The organism is Blastopirellula marina (genome assembly GCF_002967715.1).
GTDB classification, from domain to species: domain Bacteria; phylum Planctomycetota; class Planctomycetia; order Pirellulales; family Pirellulaceae; genus Bremerella; species Bremerella marina_B.
On sequence record NZ_PUIA01000014.1, the window covers coordinates 1 to 16,858 of the forward strand.

Annotated in this window: 13 protein-coding genes; 10 read left to right on the forward strand and 3 right to left on the reverse strand. The window is 53.9% G+C overall.

The window, feature by feature from the left end; genetic code table 11:
* Positions 1 to 572: 572 nt before the first annotated feature.
* Positions 573 to 950: a thioredoxin family protein gene (locus C5Y96_RS01355; protein ID WP_105349756.1), complete on the forward strand. Its 378-nt coding sequence runs from the start codon at positions 573 to 575 to the stop codon at positions 948 to 950.
* Between the two features lie 56 nt (positions 951 to 1,006).
* On the opposite strand, the gene C5Y96_RS01360 is transcribed toward C5Y96_RS01355, so the two are convergent.
* The gene (locus C5Y96_RS01360; protein WP_105349757.1) at positions 1,007 to 2,023 is read right to left on the reverse strand and encodes a WD40 repeat domain-containing protein; all 1,017 of its coding nucleotides are present in this window, start codon (positions 2,021 to 2,023) and stop codon (positions 1,007 to 1,009) included.
* 335 nt (positions 2,024 to 2,358) lie between these two features.
* Between C5Y96_RS01360 and C5Y96_RS01365 the strand changes: the two genes are divergently transcribed.
* The 3 genes from C5Y96_RS01365 to C5Y96_RS01375 all read left to right on the forward strand — a co-directional run bounded on the left by C5Y96_RS01365 (position 2,359) and on the right by C5Y96_RS01375 (position 7,651).
* Positions 2,359 to 3,702 (forward strand): sulfatase, encoded by a 1,344-nt coding sequence (locus C5Y96_RS01365; protein ID WP_199188607.1) that lies wholly within the window; start codon positions 2,359 to 2,361, stop codon positions 3,700 to 3,702.
* 199 nt (positions 3,703 to 3,901) lie between these two features.
* Positions 3,902 to 4,882 carry a sugar phosphate isomerase/epimerase family protein gene (locus tag C5Y96_RS01370; RefSeq protein ID WP_105349759.1) on the forward strand — a complete coding sequence of 327 codons (981 nt, stop codon included), beginning with the start codon at positions 3,902 to 3,904 and terminating at the stop codon, positions 4,880 to 4,882.
* Between the two features lie 123 nt (positions 4,883 to 5,005).
* Positions 5,006 to 7,651 carry a M48 family metalloprotease gene (locus C5Y96_RS01375; RefSeq protein ID WP_105349760.1) on the forward strand — a complete coding sequence of 882 codons (2,646 nt, stop codon included), beginning with the start codon at positions 5,006 to 5,008 and terminating at the stop codon, positions 7,649 to 7,651.
* 11 nt (positions 7,652 to 7,662) lie between these two features.
* Here C5Y96_RS01375 and C5Y96_RS01380 read toward each other — a convergent pair whose 3' ends face one another.
* Positions 7,663 to 8,838 (reverse strand): helix-turn-helix domain-containing protein, encoded by a 1,176-nt coding sequence (locus tag C5Y96_RS01380; RefSeq protein WP_158261037.1) that lies wholly within the window; start codon positions 8,836 to 8,838, stop codon positions 7,663 to 7,665.
* Positions 8,839 to 9,098: 260 nt separating this feature from the next.
* On the opposite strand from C5Y96_RS01380, the gene C5Y96_RS01385 reads away from it, so the two are divergent.
* The 4 genes from C5Y96_RS01385 to C5Y96_RS01400 all read left to right on the forward strand — a co-directional run bounded on the left by C5Y96_RS01385 (position 9,099) and on the right by C5Y96_RS01400 (position 11,995).
* Positions 9,099 to 10,118: a DUF1559 domain-containing protein gene (locus tag C5Y96_RS01385; RefSeq protein ID WP_158261044.1), complete on the forward strand. Its 1,020-nt coding sequence runs from the start codon at positions 9,099 to 9,101 to the stop codon at positions 10,116 to 10,118.
* Positions 10,108 to 10,455, forward strand: a complete 348-nt coding sequence (locus C5Y96_RS26975; RefSeq protein ID WP_146115476.1) for a hypothetical protein — start codon at positions 10,108 to 10,110, stop codon at positions 10,453 to 10,455. Before C5Y96_RS01385 ends, C5Y96_RS26975 begins: the two co-directional genes overlap by 11 nt.
* A 122-nt stretch (positions 10,456 to 10,577) precedes the next feature.
* Positions 10,578 to 11,567 (forward strand): DUF1559 domain-containing protein, encoded by a 990-nt coding sequence (locus C5Y96_RS01395; RefSeq protein WP_105349764.1) that lies wholly within the window; start codon positions 10,578 to 10,580, stop codon positions 11,565 to 11,567.
* Positions 11,568 to 11,779: 212 nt separating this feature from the next.
* Entirely contained in the window at positions 11,780 to 11,995 is a 216-nt protein-coding gene (locus tag C5Y96_RS01400) for a hypothetical protein (RefSeq protein WP_105349765.1), read from the forward strand.
* 131 nt (positions 11,996 to 12,126) lie between these two features.
* Here C5Y96_RS01400 and glmS read toward each other — a convergent pair whose 3' ends face one another.
* The gene (glmS, locus tag C5Y96_RS01405; protein WP_105349766.1) at positions 12,127 to 13,992 is read right to left on the reverse strand and encodes a glutamine--fructose-6-phosphate transaminase (isomerizing); all 1,866 of its coding nucleotides are present in this window, start codon (positions 13,990 to 13,992) and stop codon (positions 12,127 to 12,129) included.
* Between the two features lie 228 nt (positions 13,993 to 14,220).
* Here glmS and kdsB point away from each other — a divergent pair, with 228 nt between their 5' ends.
* Both kdsB and C5Y96_RS01415 read left to right on the forward strand, forming a co-directional pair.
* Positions 14,221 to 14,970: a 3-deoxy-manno-octulosonate cytidylyltransferase gene (gene kdsB / locus C5Y96_RS01410; RefSeq protein WP_105349860.1), complete on the forward strand. Its 750-nt coding sequence runs from the start codon at positions 14,221 to 14,223 to the stop codon at positions 14,968 to 14,970.
* 184 nt (positions 14,971 to 15,154) lie between these two features.
* Positions 15,155 to 16,816 (forward strand): CTP synthase, encoded by a 1,662-nt coding sequence (locus C5Y96_RS01415; RefSeq protein ID WP_105349767.1) that lies wholly within the window; start codon positions 15,155 to 15,157, stop codon positions 16,814 to 16,816.
* Positions 16,817 to 16,858 lie beyond the last annotated feature (42 nt).

Genomic DNA, 16,858 nt, shown 5'->3' on the forward strand with positions numbered 1-16,858 from the left:
TTTAAAAAGAAATTGAACTAGCTTGAGTCCAAATTTGTGATCGCCTCTTCAGGAATGCAAGCATTCTCAAAGAAGCACAACCACCATTGTTCTCAAACAGAGGTCACTACCAAATTGTCAAAGATCATTTTGGTGTTTGCACACCATGAAAAGCGATTTGCTTTTCTCCCTGCGAGCAATGTTGCCCAACTGGGAAGAGCAAATAGTACCAGATACGGTTGGGGTGTCAACGGGCTGACGCGTTTCCGAGAAGAAAAAATGAAATACGTGCGTTTCACTCGGGAAAATACGGGGAAAGAATCTTTCGAAGATTGATCGGTTTCCCTGGTAGTGGGCTTCTTTTGAAGACCAACTCAAGGTGCTTCGTGGCAATTTGAAGGTCCGGAACGCTATTCGATTCAGGTGCTGGGCCGAGTTTCGGTTCTAACGATTATTCGGATTCCCCCAGTCGGCCAAGGAGGGTGGAGCTAGAATCTCAGGAAAGCTCCTCGATTGAGCTGGGCGGTAAGCTTTATTTGAGAAAGCAATCGCTACTGATCATTTGAAAAGGTCATGTTGCAGGGGGGAGATTCATGCAGAAGGTAATCGTGGTCATTGTGGCACTGATGAGCTTTGCCGCACCCGTTGTCCTTACATTAGCAAGCTACTCTTCAAGTGGAGTTTCGACCGCAGATGACGTCAGGCCACGTGATTTGCCAGGCAAGATTCTCTTCTTTTCGGCCAATTGGTGCCCCGCTTGCCGGCATGCCGACCCGTCCTATCAAGAACTCCGAAATGCTGGCTATCCGATCCGGAAAGTGGATGTCGACTCGAATCCCTCTCTCGCCCAGCAATACGGGATCAGCTCCATTCCTCAATTTGTCTACGTGGTCGATGGAAAAGAGAAACGCCGCGTTGGCGGAGCCGCATCTGCCGCTCGGCTAAAGCGTATGTATCGTGGTGGATGGTAGTTGTAAGTGTCTTTAGGTAAATGGGTTACGAGGATTTTTGTGCTTCCGAAGGAAAGTCAAAAACACCACACGCGGACCGTGCCGTCTTCACCGCTGCTGATGATTTGGCTGCCGTCACCTAGAAAATCGACGTTGGTTACGCGGCCGCTATGTCCAGGAAATTGCTGGACGATCTTCCGGGATGCCTGATCCCACACAATGAGCTGGCCGGCTTCGGCGGATGCGGCGATACGCTGGCCGTCGGGGCTGAAAGCAACCGAGACGATCCAGCCATTAGCACCACCGTAGACGTTCGCTAGCTTCATCGTTTGCATATCCCAAGTGAGGACGGTCCCGTCCCAAGCTGCCGAGGCGAGTTGGCTTCCGTCGGGGCTGAATGCCAGGTCCATGACGCCTCCTTGGTGCTCAAGCATGCTCGTCAGCAGTTCCCCGGTTTCGATAGACCAGATGTGGACGCGGTAATCCCAGCCCCCAGCGGCAATTCGTTTGCCATCCGGGCTAAAGGCCACGCAGTTAAGACCTTTCATCGCTCCTTCGAGAGTTTGGAGGTGGTTGCCTGTCTTGGCGTCCCAAAGACGGACTGTTTTATCCCAACTGGCCGTGGCAACGATGTTGCCGGTTGGATCGAACGTGGCCCCTTCGATCCGGTCTTCATGGCCGACAAGACGGAACAGGTCTCGTGACTCGGCGTGATCCCAGACGACGGCTGTTTTGTCGAGGCTGCCGCTGATCATTTGTTTACCGGAGGAATCGAAGGCCAGCGTTGTTACGTCGTTGGTGTGTCCGTAAAGGGTTGCAGTGTTCTTTTGTTGCTGGTTGTCCCAAATGCGAATCGCCTTATCTTCACCGCCAGCGGCCAGGAAACGGGCGTTTGAATCGGCGGCTAAAGCCCACACCGGACCCTTATGCTCAAGAATTACTTTGCCGAGCTCTGGTTCAAGGAACCCACTCTGCAGCACAATTCTTCCCACGCCAATTACAAGCAAGATTACCAACACACTGAGAACGCCATACTTTTGAAGGAGTGGCTGGGCAGGGGCTTCTGGTGATTGCTCTGGCGACTGGTCTGCCATCTTCGTGGCTCCTCTGCTTAGGTCCAATAAGTAGCCGTAGACCTGATTATAGGGGATAATCGATCCCTAATAGAAAGGTAAAACACGATGAGTCCTCATTTGTCTCTTGGATCGGAAGTGTTCCTTGAACTTGAAGTCCCGCTTGTCGAGGCAGAAGGAAGGGCTTTTCTGGAAATTCATCAGCAATTAGACAATAACTGGGTAGTGGTTTGCATCTATCAAGATGTTGACCTCTTATCACTTATCTCACTCTCTTTTCTGAATCGGCCTTTGCCATGCGCTGCTGTTGGATTGCTATTGTCGGCACCTTGATGGTGACTTTCGCTTCTTCTTTGATGGCTGCTGAAAAGGCACAGCAGCCGAATGTCTTGTTCATCGCCATCGATGACTTGAATCATTGGGTTGGACATCTGGGGCGAAACCCGCAAACGAAAACCCCCAACATTGATCGACTCGCGGCGATGGGGGTAACGTTCACCAATGCCAACTGCGCAGCTCCGGCGTGCAACCCATCGCGAGCGGCGCTCATGTCGGGGATACGCCCCAGCACCAGTGGCTGTTACGACAACGGCCAGGATTGGACTCCAGTGATCCCCAAAGGCAAGACTTTGACGACGCAGTTTCTGAAAGCAGGCTACAACGTCTTCGGGGCCGGAAAGATATACCACGGAAGCCAGCATCGTGATGGAGAATGGAGCGAGTACTTCGAAAAGAAGAATCCCAAGCTGACGCTTGACGCTTCCGCAAAGAATGATGGAGTTGGCGGGATCAAGTTTGGCCCTCTTTCCAACCCGGATAGCGATATGCCGGATCATCTGGTGGTTGACTATGCCTTAGAGAAACTCGACCAGAAGCATGAGAAGCCATTTTTCCTGGCAGTAGGCCTGGTGAAGCCACACATGCCGTGGAGTGTTCCGCTGAGCCACTTCGAGAAGTTTCCGCTCGAATCTATTCAATTGCCACCCCATCAAAAGAATGACCTGGCAGATGTACCCAGTGCTGGAATCAAAATGGCCAAGCCAGACGGGGACCATGCGACGATGCTGAAGTCGGGACGTTGGAACGAGGCCGTTCAGGCTTACCTGGCGACGATCCACTTCACCGACATGCAGGTTGGACGACTGATCGACGGCCTGGAAAAGTCGCAGTACAAGGACAACACGATTGTCGTGCTGTGGGGGGACCATGGCTGGCATCTCGGAGAGAAAGAGCACTGGCGTAAGTTTGCACTTTGGGAAGAAGCATGCCGCGCACCGCTGATCTGGGTGGCTCCTGGGCTGACAAAACAAGGGGGCGTATGCGATTGTCCGGTCGACTTCATGGCTATCTATCCCACGCTATGCGACTTAGCCGCGATCAAGATTCCATCGCATGTCGAAGGGGCGAGTATCAAGCCGCTGCTGCAAGAGCCTGAGCTTGCTTGGGAGAAGCCTGCGATGACGACCTTCCATCGCAACAACCACAGTTTGCGAAGCGAGCAGTATCGCTACATTCGCTATGCGGATGGAAGCGAAGAGCTTTACGATCACGAAGCGGATCCCAACGAGTGGAAGAACCTGGCCGGGGACTCGCAGTACGATCAAATCAAGGCATCGTTTCAGCAGCATCTACCGAAGACTAACGTGCCTGAGTTGCCCAGAGGCGAAGGTAAAAAGAAAAGTAAGGAAAACTCTGCGTAAGTTTATACGTTTGGTGGATTGCGAGCGTTCTCTCCGGCTTTTATGCTGGCTTATGCCTTTTCCATTTTGCTAATCGCGGACTGTTCGTCGCTATCGGATGCGCTAACTCGAGCAGGCGGTGACGAGCAAGCCTCGAAGGCCACGATCGCTTCACCGCGATTGTGATCTACCATATGGCACCTTCAGAATGAATACGCAGATGAATGCTTCCACCTCGAAACCGGTATCGTCACGTCGAAACTTTCTGGGACTTGCCGCAGCCGCCTCGATGATCCCGCTCAGCCAGGCCTGTCAGGCACAGGAAGCGAAGTCGGATAGCGAAAGCGGAGCACGCAAGACGTCGCCCATCGTGCTTTCGACCTATTCGCTATGGCGATTTCGCAATGATGATCTGCGTGACTTCCACAAGTGCATCGACATTGCGGACGAGTATGGTTTCGATGGCGTAGAATTGCTGCTGTATCAGTTGCAGCAAAACGAGATGCTGAGCCACTCGAAGATGATGTCGTACAAACGACATGCTTTGCGTTTGGGGTTGCCACTGGTGGGGCTCTCGACGCACCAAGGCTTCGTGACCCCGGATCGAGAGAAACGAAAAGAGAATATTGATCGGACGATTGGGCAAATCGAAATTGCCTACCAGTTTGGTATTCCCGTGATGCGTGTGAACACCGGTACCTGGGGGACGTCGGCCAGCTTCGACGAACTGATGGCCAACCGTGGGATTGAATCTCCGTTGGAAGGCTATACCGACGAAGACGCGTTTCCTTGGGTGATTGAAGCTTTGGAGAAATGTCTGCCGACGGCAGAGAAGTGTGGCGTAGTGCTGGCACTCGAGAATCACTGGGGATTGGGCCTGACGCCTGAGGGAATCTTGCGAATTGTCAATGCGATCGACTCCCCATGGCTCCAGATATGTACGGATACAGGAAACTTTCTGGATGACCCTTATGATCGTCTCGAGAAGATCGCGCCGCAGACCATCTTTGTCCAGGCAAAGACTTACTACGGGGAAGGGCAGTGGTACACGCTCGATCTCGATTATCAGCGTATCGGAGAGATCTTACGTAAGCACAACTATCGAGGTTTCATTTCCCTCGAATTTGAAGGGATGGAAGACTATAAAACGGCGATTCCACAAAGCCTGGCATTGCTGCGAAGTGCATTCACGCGAGCGTAGATGGACATCGCAAACGTTTGCCGGTTTTTTTCTTATTCAAAATCCGCTCCGAAGTTATTGAATTGGACTTAGGATAAAGGCAGAATCGCTCTCAGTCTCATCTCTTTATCAGAGGCCTAGGCGATGGAAACTGCTGCTTCCCCGTCCGATTCGTCGAACGTTCAACAACTTCTCGATTCTCTCGAACGTGAATTGCCGCCGGTTCAGTGGTCACCTCTGTATCGTGTGTCGGTATGGTTCTCGGCAGCGTGCTTGATCCTGCTGACATTGATCTACTTCGCGATCATTCTGGTGGTCGGGTGGGTCGCGTTCGATTATTTCTTAAGCCATTTGCGACTACTAGGATCTGGTGTCAGTGTCTGGGTGGTGCTGCTTTATTCGCTGCCACCATTATTCTTGCTCGCTCTGTTAGCGCTGGTGATCAAACCGTTTTTTCGGATTAGTCCCTCGCGCGAGGAGCCTGTCGTTGTGACGAGAAAGGACGAGCCACTACTGTTCGAGTTCGTCCAGCGAATCTGCAACAGTGTTGGCACACGAATGATCGACGAGGTGCACTTCACGGTAGGAGCGGAAGCAGCGGTCTACAATTCTGGGCCTATGGGGGGCCTGTTTCCCGAAAAACGGATCCTCATCCTGGGTTTGCCGCTGATCGCTTCGTGTGATATTGCTTCCTTGGCAGGTATTATTGCGCACGAGATGGGGCACTTTGCTCTTGAGAAGAACATCAAGCTGCGGACGATAATCGGAATCGTCAATGGTATGTTTTATCGAGCAATGTACGAGCCAGATAAGTTTGATATCTGGCTGGCCATCAATACACAGGAAGGCCAGTCGCTACGTCTACTCTTGTTGCCCATTAAGAAAGCATTGTCATTAGGGCGATGGATCTTGTGGGTGTTTTTTGTTACCGCCGAGGCATCGAGTTGTTTGATTTCGCGAAAGGATGAGTTCGATTGCGATCAATACATGGCTCGGCTTGTGGGTAGCGATATTGCATGTCGGTCGCTCCAGAGAGTCCATCTCTTGGGCATGGCAGCGAGTGCGACGAACGACGATTTAACCAATTCGTGGCAGGAAAAGCGATTGCCAGATGACTTGCCGCGGTTCATTCTCTCGCGAGTAGGGCGTTGGAATGCCAGGCAGCAGGAAATCTCGTTGAAGTTGATCTCTTCAAATGCGACTCGCTGGTTCGATACGCATCCTTCGCTGCCTGCCCGTATTAATGCGCTGCAGAAACTAGAGCTGCCGACGATGCCAATTTCTCAGGACCCAGCTGGCCACTTGCTGCGGGACTTCGATCGCCGCTGCACAGAGATGACGGTCCGGCACTACAAAGAAGTCCTTGAATCTGACTTTGATCCTTCCAGCCTGGTCTCGACGGAAGTGCTCAACGCGGAGTACACCGCCGAAGAAAAGGCCCAGAAGGCGCTGCGTCGTTATATGCAGGCCGAATCGATCATTGTGAAGCCAATTTTCCCTGATCCGGACGCGGATATGCCGGTTGATAATTACAAACAGGCAGCCGAGAGTCTGGCGATTGCTCGGCAGAACTGTATTGAGCAAAAAGATAAGCTGAGCAAGGCCAATGAGGAGTTTCTGCAAACACGTGGTGAATTCCAGAACGTGAAGAGCTTTCAGAAACTGATCGATCTGAAGTTCATCGAGAACGCAGATGTATCATTTCATTACAACCGGGCACAGCGGCATCACAATCGGGCTCAGGAGATGCTCTCGACGCTTTATCCGACCGTGCGTCGCCGGATGACTTTGGCCCTGAGGATTCTGCACACGTCACAACTATGGCGATCCGACAAACAATCGGTAATCACAAATCAGCGTAAGCGAGTTGACCGAGTGATGGCCCTGTGTAAGCCATTGGCCGGTGTGCAGCCGCTGCTTGATGAGTTGTCCAGCGATACTTTGGTGCTCGACGCGATTCTGTCGCGATTTGATGTCGATCGTCTGTCGTTTCAGTTGAAGCTCAGCGTGACGCGTCTCGGGGAAAAAGTGCACCGAGGATTGAAGGAAATTCAGTACGCCTTCGGTGAGGTGAAGTATCCGTTTGAACACCGAGATGGCGTGGTAAAGGTCAGCGACTTCCTGGTTCCCAAGCTGCCGGATAAAGGGGAGTTTGTCGAACTCACAGCAGCATCAATGGAAACGCTTCAGCGTACCGATCGCGTTGTATCTCGCACACTGGCGACCTTGACTGAGGCGTGTGAAAAGGTTGAGGCCGCACTCGGGCACAAGATCCAACCCAATCCCAAGGAACTCGATCCATGGGAGCAACTGAACGACGATCTGGATGAGATGACACGGAAGCGATTCCGGCGAAATGTCACAACCGGTGCAATCGCGGCGTTAGTGGTTGTGGGCCTGACTGTTGGGTTTTTTTACGCGATTACTTATAGTCCCCAACCAGGCAAGTCGATCATTCCGCATCATCCCGAGTATCGCGCGACGGTCGTGCCGGAACGTTGGGCGGTGCCGGAACAGAGCTTGCCCAGGATGCGGCAGCCGAACATTCCGAGCGAATTCCGACCTGAGATTCGTCCCCCATCGTTTGCCCCGCCGTCGATTACTCCGCCCGATCCCCACATGCGCGTGCGACCACCAAGCATGCAACCGCCGTCTTTCATACCGCCATCACGCAATCCGCGAAGCAATCCGGCGGGGTTCCCTGATTCACCAAGTTCGAGAATGCCGTCGCCGAGACCACCAATGCCTGGTTTTCCTGGACCTTCAGGAGGTGCATTCCCAGGACGCTGAGATGATGTGGCCTAACTGTCGGCCTGCTTCGCTTTGTTCCGGTATTCGTTCGGCGTCTGTCCTACTTCGCGGCGGAAGAAGTTGACGAAGTTCGCAGGCTCTGGGAAACCGCAGAGCTCGGCTACCTTCGTGACACTGTGGTCGGAATTGACCAGCATCTGCTTCGCTTGTTGAACGCGAATGGCCCGGATCTTCTTGCCCGGCGTGATGCCGTATTCCTGTTGGAAACGACGATTGAGTGTGTTACGCGAGACTCCCAGGCGTCGAGCGAGTTCGTCGACGTTAATGCCTTGGCAAGCTTCTCGCTCGATGATGCGATTAACCTGGGCCACGACGGCATCTTTCACGAGCTCGAAGCGAAACGTATCGCGTTCGATGAACTCGAGTCGTACTTGCTGGACTTGGGGGAACTCTGCTTCCGGTGACTCAAGTCGCTGCCGAACCATCTGAAAAGCTTGCCGCCCGATCATTTGCCCGTGTATTTCAATTGATGAAATCGCAGGCGAAGCAACTCTGGAGATCGTGAAGTTGCCGAAACCCATGACCGCGATGTCCTGGGGAATGCGGAAGTTGATATCGCGGGCCACACGGCAGATCAGCGCCGCAAGATAGTCATCGTCACAGTAGATGGCCGAAGGGTGAGGAAGATTCTCCAGGAAGGTGATGATCTCGGCTTCCCGCGCCGGCTTGAACATTCGCTGTCGTTCTTCGCTGGGAAGTCCCGGTGCAATGAAGAACTGGGTGGCGATGTTGTTTTCGTTCAACCGCTCGATCAAGCGTTCGAGCCAGGCCGACTTGAACGGATCGTTACCCAGGTTGTGAGAGACGATTGCGGCGTGCTCTCTTCCCAGAGAAGCGAACTTATTAACCAGGTCGTCTTGCAATGCTTCCCAGTCGAATGCTACTGACGGCACTCCCTGGCGAATCCAGTTGCTTCCGCAATTAACGACGGGAATGCTCATCTCGATTAATCGCTTCGCCCAGGGAGATTCGTTGTAAGCCCAGATAATCGCGCCGTCGAATTCCATCTCGCTGAAGTCGTAATCGAAATCAGGCTGCGAGTCGTCGTAGGGCCATTCCAAGAGCGTGATGTGCGGGTACTCTCCCGCGCTCATGGCCGCACCAGCGGTGATCCGAGCCGATTGCTCGTGGCCACGAGGTAAGAACAGGGCGATCGTTTTTGTCACTAGGTTCGTGTGATCAATCATCCTCAGTTGCCCAAAGGCAGGGGGTTCCTGCGTGCAACAAATTGAAAATCACAAAAAACGGAATTAGCAATGATTCGTGATACCTAAACGATACACAATATATCTCAGTAATCCACTCCATCATGCACCGTAGGCACCAAAGAAAGAGCAGGCTACCCCGACGCATCGCGCCGGACAGATGCCCAGCTTCTGAGGGGCCAGACATTATCTATGTAATACGATCATGGAGCGGCTACTCAATGTCAATGACGAGAAAGAGGGGATTTACCCTCGTAGAACTTCTGGTGGTGATTGCCATCATAGGTGTATTGAGTGCGCTGTTGTTACCGGCAGTACAACAGGCTCGCGAGGCCGCAAGGCGTTCACAATGTTCGAATAATCTCAAACAATTAGGCCTGGCACTTCATAATTACCACGACACTAACGAAGCTTTTCCCTCGCGAGCGCAAGGGGGCGGGGGCTGCGAGGCCTGGTATGGCGGAGTCAGTGCGTTTGTACCTCTGACTCCATTTTTAGAGCAGAATGCAGTTTACGAACTATGGGCACCTCGTCTCAGCGGCAACGGCAGTTGCTACGTGAATACCGAGTTTGAAGGATCACGAGCACAGATTCCCGGGCTGCTTTGTCCCTCCGATAACAATCTCAGAACCCATCGCGAGTTGGGGCTGACGAATTACGCTACCGTTGTGTCGGATCACTGGATGGAAACCACCGGTGCGCAAGGGGAAGACAAGCAGCCGCGGGGGATGTTCGGCTGGAATTCTTTCTTCACGATGGCAGACGTGAAGGATGGGACGAGCAATACGATTGCCATGGCTGAGATCATTCGCCCGGCATCCGAGGGAGCCCGGGGTGATACGGCGATCATCAATTTCTCGAAACCAAGCGACTGTACATCGAACGCCGTTTGGCTGGGCAACAAGTTCGCAAGTGGGCTGACGTTTCAGCCTCTGGTCGACAAGCACGGCTATAGCTGGCATCCCGGCAACGTTATCTACACCGGGGTCACCACCATCATTCCGCCTAATGGTCCTTCGTGTGCCAAAGAACAGAACTATTGGACCGAGGCCATGATGACCTCCAACAGCCGTCACCCAGGCGGTGTTCAAGTTGTCTTTGCCGATGGTTCGTCGCAGTTTATCAACGAGACGATCGATGCGGGAAATCAAGACGCGGCACCCAACTGGAATGGCAAGTCGGCCTACGGAGTTTGGGGTGCACTGGGAACTCGTTCCGGAGGGGAAGTCCATGAATTCTAAATCTCGTTTCCTATCGGTACTCGGCGTCTTGTGCTTACTGCTGGTTTTAGCTGGCTGCAGCATGTCGAGCAGGTTCCCCTCCGACCCTGGACAGGCCGGAGACGACGGCACCGGCATGTTGAAGTCGTTTCTGACTCAGATTGCTGATCCCAATTCTCCCATGCCAGAGATGTTTGGTGCGGAGCCGGCGTTTGAAAGTGCGCTGCGAAGCTCGCCGGAAAAGATCGCGCCGCTTCGACCTCTCTATCTCAAATTGAAGTCAGCCGGCGGCGATACGCAGCGCCGCAAGGTTGCAGAGGAAATGCTGCAGAAGCTTTCGGAATCGAGCACCGGCTAGCCGGTCCGCTTGCCAGGAACAGGGACGAGTGTGCAGGGGTCGCGTGAAGTGACTGCTGGATCGATCCATTTATCTTCGTTTTTCAGCTTTCTCAACGGTACACAATGAATAAGGAAATAACTATGAACTCGAAGCGGTACTCGGGTTTCACCTTAGTTGAGCTTTTAGTGGTGATTGCCATTATCGGTGTGTTGATCGCGCTTTTGTTGCCAGCGGTGCAGCAAGCTCGCGAAGCCGCACGCCGCATGGAGTGCAAGAACAACATGAAGCAAATCGGCTTGGCGATGCATAACTATCACGATTCCCTGGGCTCGTTTCCGCCAGGGGCGATCTCGACGACCCCAGTTGTGGACCACAACCTGGGGAATAGCGGAAGCTGGAGTGCGGACATGTCGCGTGCTCCATGGACTGTGCTGATTCTGCCTTATGTCGAAGAGTCGGCACTGCACGACTCGTTCGATTTCGGCAAAACGTTTGCCTGGGCGTTCAATCAAAACTTGACCGTGCACGGAGCTTCCAGCTACGACACCTCGAGCAACAACAACCATATTTACCAGACCAAGGCGATGCCCAAGTACATCTGCCCGTCGTTTACGACCGGTCGTTTTCCTACGCTCAGCTATCATGCCGTCTGCGGCGGTGGGCCGACGCCCAACGACCAGGATCAGTACAACGGTCACAACGGATACAGCGGCCGTGTGTATTTCAATAACGGCGTGTTCTGGAGAAACTCGAAGACGCGTTTCGCAGACATTACCGATGGAACCACGAACGTACTGATCGTTGGGGAAACTATCTACGCGATGAAGGGAAATACCTGCTGCGAAATGACAACCTGGGCTTCCGGCTATCGACACACCGGCAACGATCCCCTTCTCGTGGGAACGACGGCAGCCGTTCGTCAGATCAATAGTGGTCCCGATGTGAATGGAAACCAGGTCAACACGTTTAACTATGTGACCTCCACCTTTGGAAGTGAGCATCCTGGTGGGGCGCAGTTTGTGCTCGGAGATGGTTCGGTTCAATTTCTCAGCGAAGTGATCGATATCAATGCCTATCGCCAATTGGCCGTTCGGGGCGATGGACTGCCGGTCGGTGGACCGCAGTTCTAACAGGCCTTTTGTTGGTCATTGATTCACAGCACGAAAGGTGTGTTATGCGGTATTTGATTATCTTCGCTCTATGCTTATGCGGATGTGCCGAATCTACGTCCGATGGTCCTTCGAGATATCAAATCTCCGGAGTGGTTCTCTTGGATGGAAAACCGGTCGCGACAGGTACCGTCCAATTCGAGCCGGATGCATCTCTAGGGAACCGAGGCCCCATGGCAATCGCTGAAATTCACGAAGGTCGTTACGAAACAGACCACGGAAAAGGCGTTGTCGGTGGTCCGCAGAAGATCATCATCGAGGCGTACGATGGCAACGGAGAACCGGGCACTTCGATGATGCTAGGGCGTCCTATTCCTGGTGGGCCATTCCGCACCCATGCGGATATTCCCAAGGAGAATGGCACGTTTGATATCCGTGTCCAATCATAAGGAAAAAATTGGGGAAGCATCCTAAGGAACTTGTTGGGCGGTCTATCGACAGTGAAGCGTCGATGGTCCGCCCAACTTTTCTTCCGGATTGATTGAGGACGCTCTCGGCATCTCAAGTTGGTGCTGCGAGACTACTCGACCGTCACGCTCTTGGCCAGATTTCGCGGCTTGTCGACATCGCAGCCGCGTAGCAGGGCGATGTGATAGGCAATGAACTGCAGTGGAATCACCGAGACGATCGGCTGCAGGAATTCTTCGACGGTCGGAATGCGAATCACGTCGTCGGCGTAATTGTCGATCTCGTGGTCATCTTCGCTGGCGATGGCAATCACGGGACCACCGCGGGCTTTGATCTCTTGTAGATTGCTCATCACTTTGTCGTAAACGACCCCCTGCGGCATGATGAACACGCTTGGGGTGTTTTCATCAACCAAGGCGATCGGACCGTGCTTGAGTTCCGCAGCGGGGTAGCCTTCGGCGTGGATGTAGCTGATTTCTTTCAGCTTGAGTGCCCCTTCCAAGGCGGTGGGGAAATTGAAGTAGCGGCCCAGGTAGAGGAAGTTGTTTGCGGTTTGGTATTTTTCGGCGATCTTGCGAGCCTGATTCTGGGTATTCAGTGCCTTTCGTGCGGCATCGGGTAGGGCCTGCATCGCACGGATGATGCGGTACCCTTGGTCAAAGCTCAGATGATTGAGCCGGCCAAAGTAAAGACCAAGCATGGCCATCACGACAAGCTGCGAGGTATACGCTTTCGTCGAAGCCACACCGACTTCGGGACCAGCGTGCAGATAGATGCCCCCGTCCGCTTCCTGGGCAATGCTACTTCCCACGACGTTACAAATGGCCAGCGTTGGATGCCCCTTGCGTTTCATCTCTCGCAGTGCGGCGAGGGTGTCAGCCGTTTCTCCGCTCTGCGTAATGCCGAATACCAGCGTACGACGGGGTACCGGCGGATTGCGGTAGCGAAGCTCCGAGGCATACTCGACTTCCACCGGAATCCGGGCCATCTCTTCGATCAGGTACTCTCCCACCATGGCCGCGTGCCAACTGGTGCCACATGCGGTAAGGAGAATCCTATCGACACCTCGCAGTTCCTGAGGCGTCAGGTTAAGTCCTCCGAACACTGCTGTCGCGTTGTCGAGATTCAAGCGGCCACGCATGGCGTTTTCGATCGACTGGGGCTGCTCGAAGATTTCCTTGAGCATGTAATGCTCGAAGTCCCCCAATTCGACATCTCCGGAAGCGATTTCAAGCTTTTCGACATTGTGCGTGATCTCTCCCAGGTCGCGATGGGCAATCTGCAGCGAATCGGATTTGATCAGGGCGACTTGATGATCGGTCAGGTAGACGATCTTGTCGGTATAGCCCACCAATGGCGAGGCGTCGCTGGCCAGGAAATGGGCGTCTTCCGAAACACCGATTACCAGCGGGCTGCCCAAACGAGCAGCGATCACCAGGTCAGGTCGACTGCGGAAGAGGATACCGACTCCGTACGTCCCTTGCAGCTTGGCCAAAACCTTCTGGATCAGTCCTACCAGGGCTTCATCGCTGGGGGCTTTGCCGGGGGGAATGGAAAGCTGCTTGTAGCCATCTTCCAGCATGAACGCGATCACCTCGGTATCGGTGTCGCTTCTGAACTGATAGCCCTTCTGCTGGAGGCGATTTTTAAGTGCGGCATAGTTCTCGATCACCCCGTTATGAACCACCACGATATCGCCATGCGGTCCGGGATGAGGATGGGCATTGGCTTGCGTTGCGGGGCCGTGCGTTGCCCAGCGAGTATGACCGATGCCGGTGGTGCCGACAGGCATTTCGTCCGCCAAACGATCGGCCAGCGAATCGATGCGACCAGCCGTTTTTACGATGTGAATATGGGAATTGCGATCAACAGCGGCGATGCCTGCGCTGTCGTATCCGCGGTACTCCAGCCGCCTCAAACCTTCCAGGAGAAAGTCTGCTGCTCGGTGGTCTCCGACGTATCCGACAATGCCGCACATGGCCCGTTTCCCTTCGGCGTGGTGAGATAAATCCGTCTAGGCTATCGCCGGAAAGCTTAGCAAAGTCATGGGGTAATACGAAGATCGATTGAAGTCCCTGATCGGAACTGCCCTTCTTATTTCCGGGGTAAACCGCTTATGCTGAGAGCAGTTTGCGTGCGGAACACGCGATATTTGTTTTTCGAATGGATTCGACCGATGGCCATGGAACGCGCCCTATCACTTGCCCTGAACAGTCTGGTTGTCATTCCAGCGAGATTGCAATCGACTCGATTGCCCCAGAAGCTTTTGTTGGCAGAGACAGGTAAGCCGCTCATTCAGCACACCTACGAGGCTGCCTGTCGGGCCCAGGGAACTTGCGGCGTAATTGTGGCCACCGATCACCAATCGATCGAGAGTGTCGTTTCCAATTTCGGTGGCGAAGTGGTCATGACCAGCGAATCGTGTGCTAGCGGCACCGATCGGGTGGCGGAAGTTGCCAGAGCTCGCCCGGACGTCGATATCTTCATCAATGTCCAAGGGGACGAGCCAGAGATCTCGGCCGAAGCGATCGAACGCGTGCGATTTCTGCTGGAGGTAAATCCGGACGTTTCGATGGCTACCCTGGCCACCCCCATTAGGAGTCTGGAGAAGTTGCGGGATCCCGCTTGCGTGAAGGTGGTTTGCGGGGATAACGGCCGGGCCCTCTATTTCAGCCGCAGCCCTATTCCCCACGTTCGGGATGGTTACGAAAGCGTGCTAAACGCAGAAAAGCCTGCCTTTTTGCAGCATTTGGGCATCTATGCTTATCGCCGCGATTTTCTGCTGAAACTGGCGAAGTCCCCGCCATCGGAACTCGAACAGCTGGAAAAGCTCGAGCAGTTGCGAGTTTTGGAGATGGGGGAGACCATTTTGGTCGGGACGATTTCCGAGCCAAGTATCGGAATCGACACCCCAGATGACTATGCGGCGTTTGTCAAAAAGATGTGCAATCGCTAGGATAGTGGTTTCACGCTAGCGGCACTTCTTTGGTTTCCTTGAGGTTTCATTTAATTCCCGTTGGTCGGGCATTAAGTGGCTTAAATGGCTTGGATTCTTAAATTCCGAGTCGGCCAGGAGGAAGCGTCGCGGCATGTTTCTTACTGCTCCGAAGCATGGAAGGTCTCTGGGCCCAAGCAACTTCATGGCAAAACACATTTTCGTTACCGGCGGCGTTGTTAGTTCACTTGGCAAAGGTTTGACCAGCGCCTCGGTCGGGATGCTCCTCGAGCAGCGCGGCCTGAAGGTCAAGATGCAGAAGCTTGACCCCTATATCAACGTCGACCCAGGGACCATGAGCCCTTATCAGCACGGTGAAGTTTACGTGCTGGATGACGGCAGCGAGACCGACCTCGACCTCGGCCATTACGAACGTTTCACCAACAGCCCGCTGACGCGTGACTCGAATTACACGACCGGCCAGATCTACATGTCGGTCATCAATAAAGAGCGTCGCGGCGAATTCCTCGGCAAGACGGTCCAGGTCATTCCGCACATTACCGACGAAATCAAGTCGGTCATTCGTAAGCTGGGTGACGACGACACCGACGTGATCATCACCGAAATTGGTGGTACGGTCGGCGACATCGAAAGCCAGCCGTTTCTCGAAGCGATCCGCCAGTTTCCTCAGACGGTAGGCCGCGAGAACTGTCTGTTCATACACCTGACGCTGGTTCCTTACCTGAAAGCGGCTGGCGAACTGAAGACTAAGCCAACCCAACACTCGGTGGGCCAGCTTCGAGAGATCGGTATCCAGCCAGACATCCTGATCTGCCGTACCGAACGCAATTTGAGCCGGGACGATCGCGAGAAGATCGCGCTTTTCTGTAACGTGCCAATCGAAGCGGTGATCGAGGAAAAGGACAAGGATTTCTCGATCTACGAAGTGCCGATCAGTCTGCATGACAATAACTTGGACGACCTGATTGCCGGAAAGCTGGGGCTGCCGCAGGTTTCGTCGGTCGATCTGACGCCATGGCAAGAGATTTTGCATACGCTTCGCTACCCTGACCACGAAATCAACATCGCGGTTGTGGGTAAGTACGCCGAGCACAAGGATGCCTATAAGTCGATTTACGAAGCCATCGACCATGCCGGCATTCATCACAAGTCGCAAATTCGTGTTGGTCGTATCCAAAGCGAAACCCTGGAAACCGAAGGTGCCGAGCGTATGCTGGCCGGCTTCGACGGAATCTTGGTTCCGGGCGGCTTCGGGGAACGTGGCGTCGAAGGGAAGGTTGAGGCGATTCGCTATGCTCGCGAGCGCGGTATTCCGTTCCTGGGAATCTGCCTCGGGATGCAATGTGCCGCTATCGAGTTTGCCCGCAATGTCGTCGGTCTGGACGGGGCGCATTCGACGGAGTTCGATAAGCACACACCCCATCCGGTGATTTGCTTGTTGGACGAGCAGAAGAATATCACCGACAAAGGCGGGACCATGCGGCTGGGCACGCAGCCTTGTTCGCTGGAAGAAGGTACGTATGCCCGCGAAGCGTACGGCGCGGAAGAAATCAGCGAGCGTCACCGCCATCGCTACGAGTTCAACAACGTTTACCGCGAGCAGTTCAAGAGCCACGGTTTGCGTTTTTCAGGCATGAAGCCTGACAAGTCGCTCGTTGAGATCCTCGAGATCGAAGAGCATCCGTGGTTTGTCGCGGTCCAGTTCCACCCGGAATTCAAGAGCAAGCCTATCCAGGCTCATCCTCTGTTCGCTGGTTTCGTCGGTGCCGCAATTGCCCGTCGTCGACGGGATGCGAAGAAGGATAAGGGGGCGACCAAGCCTTCTTCCGAACCAGCCGACGCCTAGTTCGGCTTTTGGCTCGACGCTGATATTGAATCCCTTGTCCCA